Below are 15676 nucleotides of genomic sequence, written 5' to 3'. Positions count from 1 at the left end.
TAGTGTTTCTGTACAGCTTGAATTTTTATGTGTAAATAAATTGACATAGAAAATAATTTTGTGATATTATAAAAATTTTGCTAAAAAAATAAATGTGTGTTAAGATTGAGAAGGTTACCATATATGGAGGTGGATTATTTGTTTCAAATTGGCGATAACATCGTTTATCCAATGCACGGAGCAGGTATAATTAAAGCCATAGAAGAAAAGGAAATCTCAGGAGAAAAAAGACAGTATTATGTTATAAAAATGTCGGCTAGTAATATGGAAGTAATGATTCCTATGGGGAAAATATTGAGTTCAAATATACGACCAGTTACAGATATAAAGGCATTAACAAACATAATAGATATTTTTCAGCATGGGGAATCAGATAGATTACTTACGTGGAAACAAAGGTATAAATTGAACACTGATAAAATAAAAACGGGTAAAATACAAGAAGGTGCTGAAGTTGTACGTGATTTATTACGTATGCAGAAAGAAAAAGCACTTAATGCAAGCGAAAAGAAAATGTTAGATAACGCACATGAATTTTTGATTAGTGAGCTGGGATTAATTGAAGGTATCACAGAAAATCAAATAAAAAGCTTTTGTTAAGATTCATTGTAGATAATGTATTACATCCCAAAAAAGATCTTGAATTTTTTGGGAATATAATTATAGAAAATCAATCATTTCAAAGACATTCAACTCTTTCAAACCACTTTTAGAGCATTAACCTCTTTTGTTATTACTACAATTTAATCCATTTTTATTTTTTAATTTCTTTTACGAATGTTCGAAGTTTAATTAAATAACTCGATAAAATAGTTACTTGATTTTTGCAATCCTGATTCACACTGGCACGGACGAGGAGCCGTAAGGATGAAAGAGAGGTAGGGCTTTCATTGTTTTAGGTATATAAGTTATTATTTTTAGAAGAATACTGAACCACTCCCACTTCTATTGTTAAGAGATTTTCCATATGTGAGGAGATAATAATTGTTTATTTTCTTTCTTTATTTAAAAGAGATAAACGAATTGTTAGCCTTATATGGTCAACTAAAAAAGGTTTCCTAATTAGGAAACCTTTTTAATTTTTGTTTTTATCATTCTATTTGTTTAATATTCGAATATTTAATGGTAAAGACGTATAAATTGACGTTACTATCTAAAAGTAAGTATGATGCGATTATAGTTAGATTTTTTTAGGGGGAAGAAAAATGACAAGTTCAAATAATAAAGCGGCAAGTATTTATGAAGGAACAAATATAAACGCTTGGGGGTCTTTTGAAAATATTGAAGAAACGAAGTTATTTCATCCGATTCAAATTGGATCTTGGTCTCTTCGTAATCGCATAGCGATGGCACCGATGACGAGATGTTTTGCAAATAATGAGACTGGGGTAGTTGGTACTGATGTAGTAGAGTATTATCAAAAACGTGCTGCTGATGGGATTGGATTAATTATTACAGAAGGAATTGTCATTAGCCCGAGAGCAAAAGGGAATCCGGGAGTACCAGGTATTTATACACAAGCGCAAATTGATTCTTGGAAACCTGTTACAGAGGCAGTACATAAAGAAGGCGGAACGATTATTGCTCAAATATGGCATGTTGGACGTATGAGTCATCACGAAATAATTGGTGGTCAAATGCCGCAAGCACCTTCTGCTATTGCTGCGGAGGGGAATGTTCCGCGTTTTCGTAAACCATTTGATACACCAGAAGCAATGACAATAGAAGAAATAAAAGAAGTTATCGGTCAATATGCACAAGCAGCAAAGAATGCGATAGAAGCTGGATTTGATGGTGTAGAAATTCACGGTGCACACGGATATTTAATTGACCAATTTACTTATGAATTTGCGAATAAGCGTACTGATAAATACGGCGGTGACTTAAAACAAAGGTTAACGTTTATGAAAGAAGTTGTTCAGGCTGTAATTGAAGCAGTTGGAGCTGATAAAACGCTTCTTCGCTTCTCTGCCTTTAAAGGTGATAATCCTACTTATATGTGGGAACATCCTGAACTTGCAATTGAAACGTTTGTAAATATGTTTAAAGAAGTTGGATTAACGATGATTCACCCTTCAACGATGAATTATACGCAAGTTATTGCTGACGGCAAGAATTTTCATCAATTAGTAAGAAAGTATTGGGATAGTACTATCGTAGGAGTAGGTAATTTGAATCCGAAAGAGGCAGAAGAAGCACTGCAAGAAGGAACAATTGATGTAGCGGCGTTCGGAAGACCATTAATCGCTAATCCAGATTTTGTTCAGCGAATTAAAAATGCTGAAAGTTTGGTTGAATATGACGCGAAAGAGCATCTTGCTACGTTAGTGTGAATAAGGATAAAAAGAGAACACATGGAGTGTTCTCTTTTTATTATGGAATTTCATATATAGGGGGAAGCGGAATGAGTGAAGCGCTACTCATTATTATTAGTATATTGCTCTTTTTGATGCTACTTTTAATTGTCTTTTTTATCATTACATTTTTTATTAAAAAACGGACGCATCATTCTATATTAAAACTGCATCCATACTTAGGTAGAATGCGCTATTTACTCGAAAAAATAGGCCCGGAATTTCGGCAATATTGGTTTGATCATGATACTGACGGAAAGCCCTTTTCGCGCTACGATTTTCAAAGTGTTATGTTTCTAGCAAAATACCGTTCTGAAATACTTGGTTTTGGATCAAAACGAGATTTTGAGGAATCTGGCTATTATATTGCTAATACATTATTCCCCACATTAACAGATGAATTAAGTGTGAATCTCACGCAAGAACGTGAGGGGAAAAAATATATGATTCATAAAGAAGGGTTATTTTCAAGAAGAGAAAAATTGACAGCGGATACAACAAACCTTTGGTTGTATGAAGAAGAAGATGCAATTATAGTCGGCGAAAATCGTAAATATCCATGGAAACTGTATGGGATGTTTGGAGCGTCAGCGACATCTTACGGTGCGATTGGAGAAAATTATATTTTATCAGCTGGGTTTGGTGCAAAAATGGCAGGTGGTTCGTGGATTAATACTGGGGAAGGGGGCGTCATTCCAGAACATTTACATACGGGTGCAAATATCGTTGCCCAAATTGGTCCGGGATTATTTGGATACCGTGACGAGGACGGGAATTTTTCGATGAAGGAATTTATGGAGAAGGCGAAAGAAAGTAATATTAAAGCGTTTGAATTGAAATTTGGGCAAGGAGCAAAAATACGTGGTGGTCATTTAGAAGGACAGAAGGTAAATGAGAAAATCGCTTCCGTTCGGAAAGTACGAGAAGGAGAAACGATTAATTCGCCAAATCGTTTTTCATTTATTAGTAGTGCCGCAGAGGCTTTATATTTTATTCAAGATTTACAAGAAAACGGTGGTAAACCAGTGGGCATGAAAATTGTAATTGGTCAACAGAAGCCTTTGGAAGATTTATTAAAAGCAATGAAAGAATTAAACATCTATCCAGATTTTATTACAATCGACGGTTCAGAAGGTGGATCAGGGGCAACATATAAATCGATGGCAGATAGTATGGGGCTTCCGCTTATACCGGCATTACTTACATTTATTGATACAGCAAATCATTACGGTGTCAGGGATAAATTAAAGGTGTTTGCCTCCGGGAAATTAATCACGCCAGATAAAGTGGCGATTGCTTTAGCTATCGGTGCAGATGCCGTAAATTCAGCACGCGGATTTATGATGGCAAGCGGTTGTATTATGGCACTTCAATGTAATTCAGGGCAATGCCCATCTGGGGTTGCAACCACGAATCCACACTACCAAAAAGCATTAGATCCGTATGAGAAAAAATGGCGAGTAATGAACTATGTTATTAGTATGAGATATAGTTTGTTTTCATTAGCGGCAGCAGCGGGGGTAAAGAGCCCGCGTCATTTAACGAGAGAGCATATTGTGTTTAAAGATGAGATGGGGAGAGTAGTTCCACTTTCGGAATTGTTTCCTTCCGTAATTGGGAAGTAAATATGTAGCTGAACAAAAAATAATCAAAAAAGTCATACATTTGTATGGCTTTTTTGGTTATAGGAAAAGTAGAAATTTATTACATGAATGTTCCCGCTTTTCGGTTGGTCTTTTTCCAACAGATTATTTGATGGAGATGAGTTATCAGAATATTGTTTTTGATGAAAAAATGAAACGATATCCGGATTGACAATAAAAACTAATTAGACTATAATAAATCTCGAATTCAAGATATTTTTTGAAGGATAGTCAAAATCATAAAATCAATATTTAAAATATAATCATAAGAACTGTAGTTTTTTTGCGAATTATCTCGAATTCGAGATAATTTTTAAACTAAATGAAATGTGTTAGTTTTTTAGAGAGATACCTCAATTTTGAAAAAGATAGTATTGCGGATTGAACTTTATCATATGGACAAAATGAATAATGAATTTTAGCGAATAAACGTTTTTTGTAATGAAATAAAAAAAGGGGTGGAGAAAGTGGAAAAGAAAACGATAGGAATTCATCACATTACAGCAATCGTAGGTCACCCACAAGAAAATGTAGATTTTTATGCAGGTGTATTAGGATTGCGTTTAGTAAAACAAACAGTGAATTTTGATGATCCAGGTACGTATCATCTTTATTTTGGTAATACAGGAGGAAAGCCTGGAACAATTATTACGTTTTTCCCATGGGCAGGTGCTCGTCAAGGTATTATTGGGGACGGTCAAGTAGGCATTACGTCTTATGTCGTACCAAAAGGTACAATGGAGTTTTGGGAAAATAGATTAGAAAAATTCGACGTACCGTATACAAAAATGACTCGGTTTGGAGAACAGTATATAGAATTTGATGATCCACATGGTTTGCATATAGAATTAGTTGAAAGAGAAGAGGGCGAATTAAATAATTGGACTTTTGGGGAAGTTACGCCAGAAGTAGCAATTAAAGGATTTGGCGGTGCTGTTCTTTTATCTGCACAACCTCAAAAAACTGCTGAATTGTTAGAGCATGTTATGGGTCTTGAGAAAGTAGGAGAAGAGGGAGAGTTTATGCGGTTCCGTTCTTCTGCTGATATTGGAAATATTATCGATTTGAGATTATCAACAATTGGACGTGGGCAAATGGGTGTTGGTACAGTTCATCATATTGCTTGGAGAGCGAGTGATGATGCTGATCAATTAGACTGGAAAGAGCATGTGTCTCGCTTTGGATATAGTGTAACCCCTGTACAAGATCGAAACTATTTTAACGCAATTTATTTTAGAGAACACGGGGAAATTTTATTTGAAATTGCGACAGATCCTCCTGGCTTTGCTCATGACGAATCTGTAGAGACGATGGGTGAGGATTTAAAGTTACCGGAGCAATATGAACCAAATAGAAAACAGATTGAACAAACGCTCTTACCATTTGAAGTGAGAAATTTAGACTAAAGTGATTGAAAGGGGAAAAGGAATATGATGAAACATGTTTTTCAAAAAGGAAAAGATACGTCAAAACCAGTATTGTTATTGCTTCATGGTACAGGAGGAAATGAATTAGATTTATTACCGCTTGCAGAAAGAATTGATCGGGAAGCTTCTGTATTAAGTGTTCGTGGAAATGTATTAGAAAATGGGATGCCTCGTTTCTTCCGCCGTTTAGCAGAAGGTATTTTTGATGAAGAGGATCTTGTTTTCCGTACGAAGGAATTAAATGAATTTTTAAATGAAGCAGCAAAAATATATGAATTTGATAGAGATAATATCGTAGCTGTTGGTTATTCAAATGGAGCAAATATTGCAGCGAGTTTATTATTCCATTATGAAAATGCATTAAAAGGTGCTATTCTTCATCATCCAATGGTCCCAAGAAGAGGGATAGAACTTCCTAATTTAGTAGAGAAAGCAGTGTTTATTGCTGCTGGAACAAATGATCCAATTTGTTCACCTTCTGAGTCAGAGGAATTGAAGAGGCTATTAGAAAATGTAGATGCTAATGTAACAATGCATTGGGAAAATAGAGGACATCAATTAACGATGAATGAAGTAGAGAAGGCAACAGAATGGTATGAAAAAATATTTTCACATGCATAAATAGTAGACTAAATCGAGTGTAAAATCATAAAGATTTTATACTCGATTTTTTTGTTGCAATTTAAGGGGTTAAAAGAGAATAGGAAAGTTATGTTAAAATATAAAGAAAAGCAAAGGGGTTCCTGTTTTGTTAATGAGCAGGGGTGTAGAACAATTGGCAATTTGTTTTAAGTGTGTCGATTTTTCTAATAATGAGGGGGAACTATTAGATGTCAAACTACGAAAATGAAGAAATACTAACGGGAGGGAATGTCTCAAACGTATATCGTTCGGAAGATACTGTTCGACGAGAATTAAAGCAAGGCAGTACCAAAATTCATAAGCTATTAAATCATTTGGAAAACAAAGGTTTTAGTTATGCACCAAAGTTTTTAGGTATTGATGATAAAGATAGAGAGATATTATCATTTATTGAAGGAGAAGCTGGTAATTATCCTTTAAAAGAGTACATGTGGTCTGATGATGTTTTAAAAGAAATAGCGAAGATGCTCCGTCTTTATCATGATGCTGTGAGTGATTTCACGTTATCAGATGATTGGAAACCGATGGATAATACTCCAAATAAAATAGAGGTTGTATGCCATAATGATTTTGCAATATACAACATTATTTTTAATAACGAAAAACCAGTAGGTATTATTGATTTTGATGTTGCTGGTCCTGGACCAAGACTTTGGGATATAGCCTATACTCTTTACACTTGTGTCCCATTAAGTAGAGTTTATTATAAGGAAACAGGTGAGGCGGTTTATTATAATTCATTACAGCATGCAGACCGCATAAAGCAAAGAGTTAAATTGTTTTTTGAGTCCTATAAAAGTGATGGCATCGCCGAGGATTATTTGGAGATGGTACTTCTACGATTAGAAGGATTATGTAAATACATGAAAAGAAAAGCACTAGAAGGCGATATGAACTTCCAAAAGATGATAGATGAAGGGCATCTTGAACATTATGAAAATGATATTCAGTTTATTCGTAAACATGGAAAAGAGTGGATTTAATAAAATAAATCGTATACGCTAAAAAGCTCAGAGTCATATAGGGACTTTGAGCTTTTTAGCGTATTAGTGTAGATGTTTTCCACAATAACCCGACTACTTATAACAGATGTCTTTTACTATATTAATGTAGCATAGTTAAGAGTTTGTTACAGGCTGAGCTGTAGCAATCGGTAATTGGATATCGACAGTTGTTCCTATGTTTAATTCACTGGAAATGAATAATTTTCCGTGATGCTCTTGAATGATTTTATAGCACATCATTAAGCCAAGGCCAGTTCCTTTTTCTTTCAAGCTATAAAAAGGTTCGCCAAGACGAGCCATGCGCTCTTCAGGAATCCCACAACCTTCATCCATAATGCGTATTGAAACAAAATCATTTTCTAACGAAGTTGTTTGAATGAAAATGTTACCACCATCAGGCATCGCCTCGATTGCATTTTTTAATATGTTAATCAAAACTTGTTTTAATTGATTACTGTCACATTGAATGTCAGAAATATAATCGAAATGATCCATGATGATATGAACGCTATGCATAATTGCTGTTGGTAAAATAAAAGTTACAACTTCTTCAATTAATGTTTGTACGTTGCATGTATGAATAGATAACACTTGTGGTTTAGACATCGCCATAAATTGGCTTGTTATAGATTCCATTTGTGAAATCTCACTCAACATAACGTCCACATACCATTTATTTTCCTCATTTATTTCTGGATGTAATAACGTTAAAAATCCTTTTAATGAAGTGAGCGGGTTTCTAATTTCATGGGCAATTCCAGCTGTCAGTTGTCCTACTACTGCAAGCTTTTCGGATTTTCGTAATAACTTTTCAGTTTCTTTTAGTTCGGTAACGTCCCTTCCCATCACTATAAGACCTTTGCGTGAGCCATCAGGATGGAAGAGTGGGACTTTTGAAATACTTAAAACTAGGTCGAAATCATCTCTATGTATAATAAATTCCTCTCCGTGAAGAATTTGTCCTTTTTGCCATGTTAGTTCATCGACTTCTTCACAATGTAAAAAAGATTCGCGGTACGCTTCGTTGTATTGAATGAGTTCATTATCTCTTTTTCCATGATAAGGTACGTTATGGAAATTGAAACAAGAAAGCGCATAGTCATTCGCCTCAAGCCAGCGTCCTTCATGATCCTTAAAAATAACAAATGCAGGCATTGAATTCATTAATGTGCGTAATCGTTTCTCACTCTCTTGTAATACTTTCTCAATTCTTTCTGATTTTTCAAGGGGTTTCATAATGGCGTATACACCTGTTAAACGGTTTTTAACAAAAATAGGAACTAACTTTGTTACGGCATCTAGTAAATATCCGTCTTTATGATAAATAGAGACGATATACTCTTTTTGATTATCAGCTGCAGTATTTTTTATGTATTGTAGTACTTGATCAGAAATATGTGCTTCTAAAATAGAAGTGATTGTTTTTCGCTCTAATTCGTTAGAAGTGTAACCTAATATTCTTTCAGCAGAGGGATTAATATGTAAAATAACTCCTTCTAAATTCAATGAAATAATACTATCAGGGTTATGTTCAAAAAGAGATGCATACATTTCTGCTAAAGAACGATTTTGTATATGGTTTCGCAGGCGTCCCGATACGTTTGGGTGACGCTTTTTTTGAGTAGATGAATATTTTTTACGACTCATAATATTTCCTCCGTACAACTGGCATCTAAAAAAGATGGATCTATTAATAACTATAATATAGGTGTGACGTGTATTTCTATAAAAAATGGAAATTACCGAATGAAATTTATTTTCTTGATTTTGATAAGGGATATAAAATAAGTAATAAGAGAAGCTTATATTGTTTTATTGATTTCTTGTAAGTTACAGAGATGCGTTTTCGTTATAGAATTAGAATAGAAGAGGGGGAAGGAATATGAAAAATTATATTCAAGGAATTGATCATGTACAAGTAGCTGCACCTGTAGGATGCGAAGAAGAAGCGCGAGAATTTTATGGTAATAAAATTGGAATGGAGGAAATTCCAAAGCCAGAGGAATTAAAGAAGCGTGGTGGGTGTTGGTTTAAGTGTGGAAATCAAGAGATTCATATCGGAGTTGAGCAAAACTTTAATCCAGCTAAAAAAGCGCATCCAGCTTTTTATGTTTTAAAAATTGATGAATTTAAACAAGAGTTAATAAAGCGAGATGTTGAAGTAATAGATGATAATGCACGACCAGATGTAATTAGATTTTACGTATCAGATCCGTTTGGAAATCGAATTGAATTTATGCAAAATAAAAACTAGGTGAAGGTCCACCTAGTTTTTTATGCTTTTCTAAATAATCCTAATACTTCAACAGTTTCTGTAATATTAACGAATGCATGAGGATCAATTTCGGAAATCGTTAGTTTCATACTTGCTAACTCTTCACGAGAAACGACTGTCATAAGTACACGTTTTTTTTCGTTTGAATAAGCACCTTCACCATCAAGTAACGTAATTCCGCGTACTACAGTTGAAAGAAGCTTTTTTTTCATTTCTTCCGCTTGATTTGTTACAATCATAAGTGTAACTTTACGATGTTTTGTATGAACGGCATCAATTACTTTACCAGTTACATAAATTGAAAGTAAGCTTGTAAGGGCAACATCCCAAGTGAAGAAAAATCCTGCAATGACAACAACAACAGTATTTAATGCAATAAGGAATCCACCAAGTTTAATATCTCGCTTACGAGATAACAACATACCGATAATATCAAATCCACCAGTTGAACCATGGCAGTTAAAGACAAGACCGATACCAGCTCCGGCGATGACACCGCCAAATACAGATGATAAAAGTGGATCTGTTGCTACGACTTTTACTGGAACATAGTATAATGCAACAGATAATACAATTACAGAAACAACCGTGTTAAAAATTACTTTTTTTCCAAGACCTATGTATCCTAAAATAAGGATAGGTAAGTTCAATACAAAGTTAATAATACCTGTGTTTACAGGGGTTACAATCCCTAAAATAATAGCAATTCCGCCAATTCCACTACTTAAAATTTTATGGGGGATAAGGAAAAGATTAAAGGCAATTGCGATAATAATAGAACCAAAAATAACACCAAGAAATCTGACCATTTCTTTCCCGTCCTTCACTAAATAATCATATTATTTCAAGATTATATATGAAATTGAAAGTTTTTAGGGAAAACAGTTTATTTTGGAAAATTAGATTAATCTAAATAGTTCGAGTGTTTGATGAATTGGGAGGGGATACAGATATGAAGATAACGACGTATCAACAGAAGAGTCCTTTAAAACAAGAGTGTGAGGATTCATTTTTTTGTAATGAAGATAAAATGATTTACGGTGTATGCGATGGAGCAACACCGTTAGTTCCATTTTGTGATGAAGAAGGACATAATGGAGCATACATCGCTTCACATTTATTTGCAAGTCATTTTACTTCGCTACGAGAGATCAATAGTTTACAAGATGAAGTTGCAAAGGCGAATGAATTATTGCAAAACAAGATGCTAGAGTACAAGGTTGATATGAGAAAAAAAGACCATCTGTGGTGTACATGTATTGCAGCAGTTCAAATAGAAGGCGAAAAACTTGAATATGCACAGTTAGGTGATTGTATGGTCGTTGCAATACTTCAAAATGGAGCGATGAGAGTATTAACGAAAGATACGGTTCAAGGAATTAGTAAACGTGCAAAAAAGAAGAGAGAGGAAGATAGAGAAAAGGGATTACCTGTACCTGAAGAACACGTTTTTCAAGATGTTTGGGAGCAGTTAAAATACAATCGCTATCTTGCAAATATGCCAAACGGCTACTCAGTTGCAAATGGGATGAAAGAAGCTATGGATTATTTACAATATGGTGAATTACAGGTAGCTGAAGTAAGTGGGATTTTTATTTGTTCAGACGGATTGTTTCACCCAGAGTGGTCGTTAGAACAAACTGTAGCATATATAAGAAAGAATAGTATAAAAGAATATGTAGCAATCATTGAAAGGCTAGAAGGAGAAAATAGAATAAGACCAGATGATAAAACAATTATTATAATTGATTTTTAAGGGGAGGAAGTTCAAATGGAAATTAAATGTGTAAATTTAACATTTCAAGATGAATTAGTTCCTTTAGAGAAAGTAAATAAGCTGATTATCCACCATACGTCAGAAGATGGATGGGATGTGTATAAAACTCACGAATTTCATCAAAAGGTAAGGGGATGGAGCGGGATTGGTTACAATTATTTTATTGAAGAAGATGGAACTGTAGTCGAAGGACGAGGTTTACATATTGGAGCACATGCGAAAGATAATAATAGTAATACAATTGGAATATGTATGACGGGGAATTTTGATAAATATGATCCAACTACTGCACAAATGAATTCATTATATTCTTTATGTAAAATGTTTATGAAGCAGTTTGCCATAGAGAAAGGAAATATACTCGGCCATAGGGAGTTAGAAGGGGTTACAAAAACTTGTCCAGGAAATCGCTTTTCTATGGTAGAGTTAAGAAAAGTATTATCTTAAATATAGAGGAGTAACGAATGATGATGAACATAAAAATACCGAATGATAAAAAAGAAGAGCTTGTAGCACAAATTCAGCAATTTTTCGTTGAAGAAGATTTAGATGAGATTGGACGTTTCCAAGCAGAACGTTTAATAGAGGAAATGATTAAATTAGTTGGACCATTTGCATACAATCAAGCAATTGGAGATGCAAGAAAGCTTGTAAGTGAGAAATTAACGAATATTGAAGAAGATTTGTATGTGTTAGAGAAGAATGAAGGGAAATAAAAAAAGACTAGAAATGATATTATCCCCTTAAGGTAGACAGTGTAAAAAGACCATGAACAAACATGGATGTTACACTTCTACTTGGAGGGGATTTTATTATGGCTAAAAAAGGGTCTACATTTCAAACTTATTCAAATGAATTAAAGATACAAGCTGTAGAAAGTTTTTTAAACGGTGAGGGTAGTCAATCAGCTATAGCGAAGAAATATGGACTTAAAAGTAGAACACAATTAATAGAGTGGGTTAGGAAATATCAAGAAACAGGCGGTATTTCAGACTCACGGGGAAAAAGTAGTGGTAATAAGGGCCTCAAAAATCCCTTGAAAGGTCGTCCTCGTACGAAATTCGATAGTATGGAAGAAGAGTTGGAATACTACAAGGCACAGGTGGCGTACTTAAAAAAGCAGTATCCAAATCTGTAGGAGGTGTCCTTGCTCAAACGACGAAGTACGAGATTATTGAAGAACTACGTTCTCGATACAAAGTAATCTGGCTTGTCGTCATTGCTCAGTTAAATCGTTCTAGCTACTATAAATGGCGTTCAACACGTACGCAAAGAAAATTACGTTTTTCAAAGGATGATACACTGCGTGAACAAATTCAAGCGATTCACATAAAACACAAGGAATATGGCTATCCTCGTATGACAATTGCCTTACAAGAAGAGGGCTTTTTAGTGAATCACAAAAAAGTATGTAGACTTATGCAAGAGCTTCAAATTCAATCGATCATCCGTAAAAAGCGTCGCTTTTTTAAAGGGAAATCCTCAAAGATTTTCCCAAATGTAGTAGAACGCCAATTCCAAAATCGCAAACAAAATGAGGTATTTGTTACAGACATCACTTACTTGCCATTCAAAGATAATTTTCTCTATTTATCGGTCGTCCAAGACATTTACAATAATGAAATTGTTGCCTGGAAACTCTCACATCGCAATGATCTACAACTTGTTCTCGATACACTTGATTTAGCAACAAAAAAGAGATGTGTATGGAACCATCATCCACTCGGATCAAGGATTCCAATACACATCTCATGCTTATCATCGTACGCTTCAACAGCTAGGTGCCATCGGCAGCCACTCTCGCAAAGGAAACTGCCATGACAATGCTTGTATTGAATCATTCTTTTCTCATTTTAAATCTGAAATGTTTTATCTCAATTATTATCAAACAAAAGAAGAATTGATTCAAGCAATTGAAACATACATCTATCATTATAACTACAAACGATTCCAAAAACGACTCAATCATCGAGCTCCGATTGAATATCGAATCTCAATGGCTGCTTAGTCTTTTTTTAAAGCTGTCTACTTGACGGGGATAAGACCAAAATTCTAGTCTTTTTTTTATTTGATTGGCAGCAAAAAAAACATGGAGAAAACACGGAAAGGACATTGGAAGTACATCTTTTATTTTTAGAATATTCTTAGTTTTAAAATACTTCAGAAAGGAAGAGTGCAATGAGATTAACGCCAAGAGAAATTGATAAAATGCTGGTAGTTGTTGCGGCTGATTTAGCTTATCGACGAAAGGAGAGAGGGCTTAAGTTAAACTATCCAGAAAGTATCGCTATTATTACGTATGAAATTTTGGAAGGAGCAAGAGATGGTAAAAATGTAGCGGAATTAATGGAACTTGGAAAAAATATTTTAAGTGCTGAAGATGTTATGGATGGTATTGCAGACATGATATCAGATATTCAAGTTGAGGCAACTTTTCCTGATGGAACAAAATTAGTAACTATTCATCAACCAATTCATTAAAGGAAGTGAATGAGATGATTCCAGGGCAATATATCCTTGCGAAAGAAGACATAGTATGTAATGAAAATAAAAAAGAAACGAAAGTTAAGGTGTTAAATCAGGGAGATAGACCGATTCAAATTGGATCTCATTACCACTTTTATGAAGTGAATGAGGCTTTAAAGTTCAATCGTAGTGTAGCAATTGGACAACATTTAAATATTCCAGCGGGTACAGCGGTAAGATTCGAGCCTGGGGATGAAAAAACGATTGAATTAGTTCCATACTCAGGGAAGCAAGAAGTATATGGATTTAAAAATAAAGTGGATGGCGATATTGAATCTTATAAAAAAAGAGGGAGATAGCATGAGCTTTAAGATGTCACGTAAACAATATGCTGATTTATATGGTCCAACTACAGGAGATTCTATTCGTTTAGCGGATACACAATTATTCGCACATATTGATCGAAATTACACCGTATATGGTGATGAAGCTGTCTTTGGTGGAGGAAAATCAATTAGGGATGGTATGGGACAAAATTCGCAACTTACAAGGGAACAGGGTGTTGTGGATGTTGTTATTACCAATGCAATTATTATTGATTATACAGGAGTATATAAAGCGGATATTGGTATAAAAGATGGAAAGATTTCAGCAATTGGTAAGAGTGGTAATCCTTCAATTATGGATAATATTGATATCATCATTGGAACATCAACGGAAGTAATTTCTGGTGAGCGGAAAATCGTTACAGCTGGAGGTATTGATACACACGTGCATTTCATATCCCCACAACAAATTGATACAGCATTAGCTTCAGGTATAACAACTTTAATTGGTGGAGGAACAGGACCGGCAGAGGGTACTAAGGCAACTACGATAACACCTGGATCTTGGAATTTAAGAAAAATGCTAGAAGCAGCAGAAGCTTTTCCTATAAATCTTGGGTTTTTAGGGAAAGGAAATAGTTCAAGTTTACCTGCCCTGGAAGAACAAATATTTGCAGGGGCTATTGGATTAAAAATTCATGAAGATTGGGGAGCGACTTCTTCAGCAATTAATCACTCGTTACAGATCGCTGATAAATATGATATTCAAGTTGCTATTCATACTGATACGTTAAATGAATGTGGTTTTGTGGAAGAAACGATAAAGGCTATTGATAATCGTGTTATTCATACGTACCACACTGAAGGGGCTGGTGGTGGGCATGCACCAGATATTATAAAGATTGCTGCACTGAATAATATTTTACCTTCTTCAACGAACCCGACCTTGCCATATACAGTGAATACGCTGGATGAACATTTAGATATGCTCATGGTATGTCATCATTTAAAAGCAAATATTCCAGAAGATGTAATGTTTGCGGATTCAAGGATTCGAAAAGAAACAATTGCAGCAGAGGATATTTTGCAAGATTTAGGGGTTTTCAGCATGATTAGCTCTGACTCACAGGCGATGGGAAGGGTTGGAGAGGTTATTATTCGCAATTGGCAAACCGCCGATAAAATGAAAAAGCAGATTGGTAGTTTAGAGGGAGATAAAGAATATAACGATAATAATAGAATTCAACGTTATATAGCTAAGTATACGATTAATCCAGCTATTACACATGGGATTTCTGAATATGTCGGCTCTATTGAAGTAGGAAAGTATGCAGACCTTGTAATATGGGATCCCCAATTTTTCGGTGTTAAGCCAGATATGGTTTTGAAAAACGGGATGGTAGTGATGGCATTAATGGGAGACGAGAATGCTTCGATCCCTACACCACAACCATATTATGAAAAAAAGATGTTTGGTGCATATGGAAAAGCAGTACAGTCAAGTTCGATTACATTTGTATCCAAAGCAGCTTACGAGAATAATATTAAAGAAAAATTAGGTTTAAATAAAGTTGTATTACCTGTTAAAAATACGAGAGAGATTTCTAAGCAAGATATGAAGCTGAATAATGCAACACCAGAAATTGAAGTAGATCCGCAGACATATGAAGTTAAAGTTGATGGACAAGTTATTACGTGTGAAGCAGTAGATGTACTACCTATGGCTCAAAGATATTTTTTATTTTGATATAACGGGGGAGAA

Annotated in this window: 15 protein-coding genes and 1 pseudogene; 14 read left to right on the top strand and 2 right to left on the bottom strand. The window is 34.8% G+C overall.

The window, feature by feature from the left end:
- Positions 1 to 138: 138 nt before the first annotated feature.
- The 6 genes from JFT89_RS23470 (at position 139) to JFT89_RS23445 (ending at position 7049) form a co-directional block, all read left to right on the top strand.
- Positions 139 to 600 (top strand): CarD family transcriptional regulator, encoded by a 462-nt coding sequence (locus JFT89_RS23470; protein WP_170935206.1) that lies wholly within the window; start codon positions 139 to 141, stop codon positions 598 to 600.
- A gap of 605 nt (positions 601 to 1205) precedes the next feature.
- Entirely contained in the window at positions 1206 to 2333 is a 1128-nt protein-coding gene (locus JFT89_RS23465) for an alkene reductase (protein WP_002066589.1), read from the top strand.
- Positions 2334 to 2404: 71 nt separating this feature from the next.
- Entirely contained in the window at positions 2405 to 3979 is a 1575-nt protein-coding gene (locus tag JFT89_RS23460) for an FMN-binding glutamate synthase family protein (RefSeq protein ID WP_002167824.1), read from the top strand.
- A 485-nt stretch (positions 3980 to 4464) separates the two neighbouring features.
- On the top strand, positions 4465 to 5403 hold the full coding sequence (locus JFT89_RS23455; protein WP_016096333.1) for a ring-cleaving dioxygenase: 939 nt from the start codon (positions 4465 to 4467) through the stop codon (positions 5401 to 5403).
- 27 nt (positions 5404 to 5430) lie between these two features.
- Complete coding sequence (locus JFT89_RS23450; protein WP_016096334.1) at positions 5431 to 6045, top strand: alpha/beta hydrolase; 615 nt, start codon at positions 5431 to 5433, stop codon at positions 6043 to 6045.
- A gap of 209 nt (positions 6046 to 6254) precedes the next feature.
- The gene (locus JFT89_RS23445) at positions 6255 to 7049 is read left to right on the top strand and encodes a phosphotransferase (protein WP_016096335.1); all 795 of its coding nucleotides are present in this window, start codon (positions 6255 to 6257) and stop codon (positions 7047 to 7049) included.
- Positions 7050 to 7184: 135 nt separating this feature from the next.
- On the opposite strand, the gene JFT89_RS23440 is transcribed toward JFT89_RS23445, so the two are convergent.
- Complete coding sequence (locus JFT89_RS23440; protein WP_016096336.1) at positions 7185 to 8717, bottom strand: BA3702 family sensor histidine kinase; 1533 nt, start codon at positions 8715 to 8717, stop codon at positions 7185 to 7187.
- Between the two features lie 235 nt (positions 8718 to 8952).
- Between JFT89_RS23440 and JFT89_RS23435 the strand changes: the two genes are divergently transcribed.
- Positions 8953 to 9324 carry a VOC family protein gene (locus tag JFT89_RS23435; protein WP_002066597.1) on the top strand — a complete coding sequence of 124 codons (372 nt, stop codon included), beginning with the start codon at positions 8953 to 8955 and terminating at the stop codon, positions 9322 to 9324.
- Positions 9325 to 9344: 20 nt separating this feature from the next.
- Here the strand turns inward: JFT89_RS23435 and JFT89_RS23430 are convergent, their stop codons facing one another.
- A complete protein-coding gene (locus JFT89_RS23430; protein WP_016096337.1) occupies positions 9345 to 10154 on the bottom strand; it encodes a YitT family protein in 810 nt (269 codons plus the stop codon).
- Positions 10155 to 10297: 143 nt separating this feature from the next.
- On the opposite strand from JFT89_RS23430, the gene JFT89_RS23425 reads away from it, so the two are divergent.
- From JFT89_RS23425 to ureC, 7 genes and pseudogenes are all read left to right on the top strand, one after another.
- Positions 10298 to 11101 carry a protein phosphatase 2C domain-containing protein gene (locus JFT89_RS23425; RefSeq protein WP_016096338.1) on the top strand — a complete coding sequence of 268 codons (804 nt, stop codon included), beginning with the start codon at positions 10298 to 10300 and terminating at the stop codon, positions 11099 to 11101.
- A gap of 15 nt (positions 11102 to 11116) precedes the next feature.
- Entirely contained in the window at positions 11117 to 11569 is a 453-nt protein-coding gene (locus JFT89_RS23420; RefSeq protein WP_016096339.1) for a peptidoglycan recognition protein family protein, read from the top strand.
- Between the two features lie 17 nt (positions 11570 to 11586).
- On the top strand, positions 11587 to 11838 hold the full coding sequence (locus JFT89_RS23415) for a DUF2164 domain-containing protein (protein ID WP_002066602.1): 252 nt from the start codon (positions 11587 to 11589) through the stop codon (positions 11836 to 11838).
- Positions 11839 to 11936: 98 nt separating this feature from the next.
- Positions 11937 to 13130, top strand: a pseudogene (locus JFT89_RS23410) (IS3 family transposase).
- A 170-nt stretch (positions 13131 to 13300) separates the two neighbouring features.
- The gene (locus JFT89_RS23405; protein WP_002066603.1) at positions 13301 to 13603 is read left to right on the top strand and encodes an urease subunit gamma; all 303 of its coding nucleotides are present in this window, start codon (positions 13301 to 13303) and stop codon (positions 13601 to 13603) included.
- Positions 13604 to 13617: 14 nt separating this feature from the next.
- Entirely contained in the window at positions 13618 to 13947 is a 330-nt protein-coding gene (locus JFT89_RS23400; RefSeq protein ID WP_016096340.1) for an urease subunit beta, read from the top strand.
- Position 13948: 1 nt separating this feature from the next.
- The gene (gene ureC / locus JFT89_RS23395; protein ID WP_016096341.1) at positions 13949 to 15661 is read left to right on the top strand and encodes an urease subunit alpha; all 1713 of its coding nucleotides are present in this window, start codon (positions 13949 to 13951) and stop codon (positions 15659 to 15661) included.
- Positions 15662 to 15676 lie beyond the last annotated feature (15 nt).

It is taken from the genome of Bacillus sp. TH25 (assembly GCF_016650935.1).
Taxonomy (GTDB): domain Bacteria; phylum Bacillota; class Bacilli; order Bacillales; family Bacillaceae_G; genus Bacillus_A; species Bacillus_A mycoides.
This window is presented reverse-complemented; position numbering and strand designations above follow the sequence as displayed.

Excerpts from the sequence above, each read along its gene's own strand:
- JFT89_RS23450 (WP_016096334.1), top strand. The coding sequence starts at position 5,431 with ATGAAACATGTTTTTCAAAAAGGAAAAGATACGTCAAAACCAGTATTG.
- JFT89_RS23430 (WP_016096337.1), bottom strand. The coding sequence starts at position 10,154 with ATGGTCAGATTTCTTGGTGTTATTTTTGGTTCTATTATTATCGCAATT.
- JFT89_RS23445 (WP_016096335.1), top strand. The coding sequence starts at position 6,255 with ATGTCAAACTACGAAAATGAAGAAATACTAACGGGAGGGAATGTCTCA.
- JFT89_RS23465 (WP_002066589.1), top strand. The coding sequence starts at position 1,206 with ATGACAAGTTCAAATAATAAAGCGGCAAGTATTTATGAAGGAACAAAT.
- JFT89_RS23405 (WP_002066603.1), top strand. The coding sequence starts at position 13,301 with ATGAGATTAACGCCAAGAGAAATTGATAAAATGCTGGTAGTTGTTGCG.
- JFT89_RS23460 (WP_002167824.1), top strand. The coding sequence starts at position 2,405 with ATGAGTGAAGCGCTACTCATTATTATTAGTATATTGCTCTTTTTGATG.
- JFT89_RS23415 (WP_002066602.1), top strand. The coding sequence starts at position 11,587 with ATGATGATGAACATAAAAATACCGAATGATAAAAAAGAAGAGCTTGTA.
- ureC (WP_016096341.1), top strand. The coding sequence starts at position 13,949 with ATGAGCTTTAAGATGTCACGTAAACAATATGCTGATTTATATGGTCCA.
- JFT89_RS23400 (WP_016096340.1), top strand. The coding sequence starts at position 13,618 with ATGATTCCAGGGCAATATATCCTTGCGAAAGAAGACATAGTATGTAAT.
- JFT89_RS23420 (WP_016096339.1), top strand. The coding sequence starts at position 11,117 with ATGGAAATTAAATGTGTAAATTTAACATTTCAAGATGAATTAGTTCCT.
- JFT89_RS23425 (WP_016096338.1), top strand. The coding sequence starts at position 10,298 with ATGAAGATAACGACGTATCAACAGAAGAGTCCTTTAAAACAAGAGTGT.
- JFT89_RS23435 (WP_002066597.1), top strand. The coding sequence starts at position 8,953 with ATGAAAAATTATATTCAAGGAATTGATCATGTACAAGTAGCTGCACCT.
- JFT89_RS23440 (WP_016096336.1), bottom strand. The coding sequence starts at position 8,717 with ATGAGTCGTAAAAAATATTCATCTACTCAAAAAAAGCGTCACCCAAAC.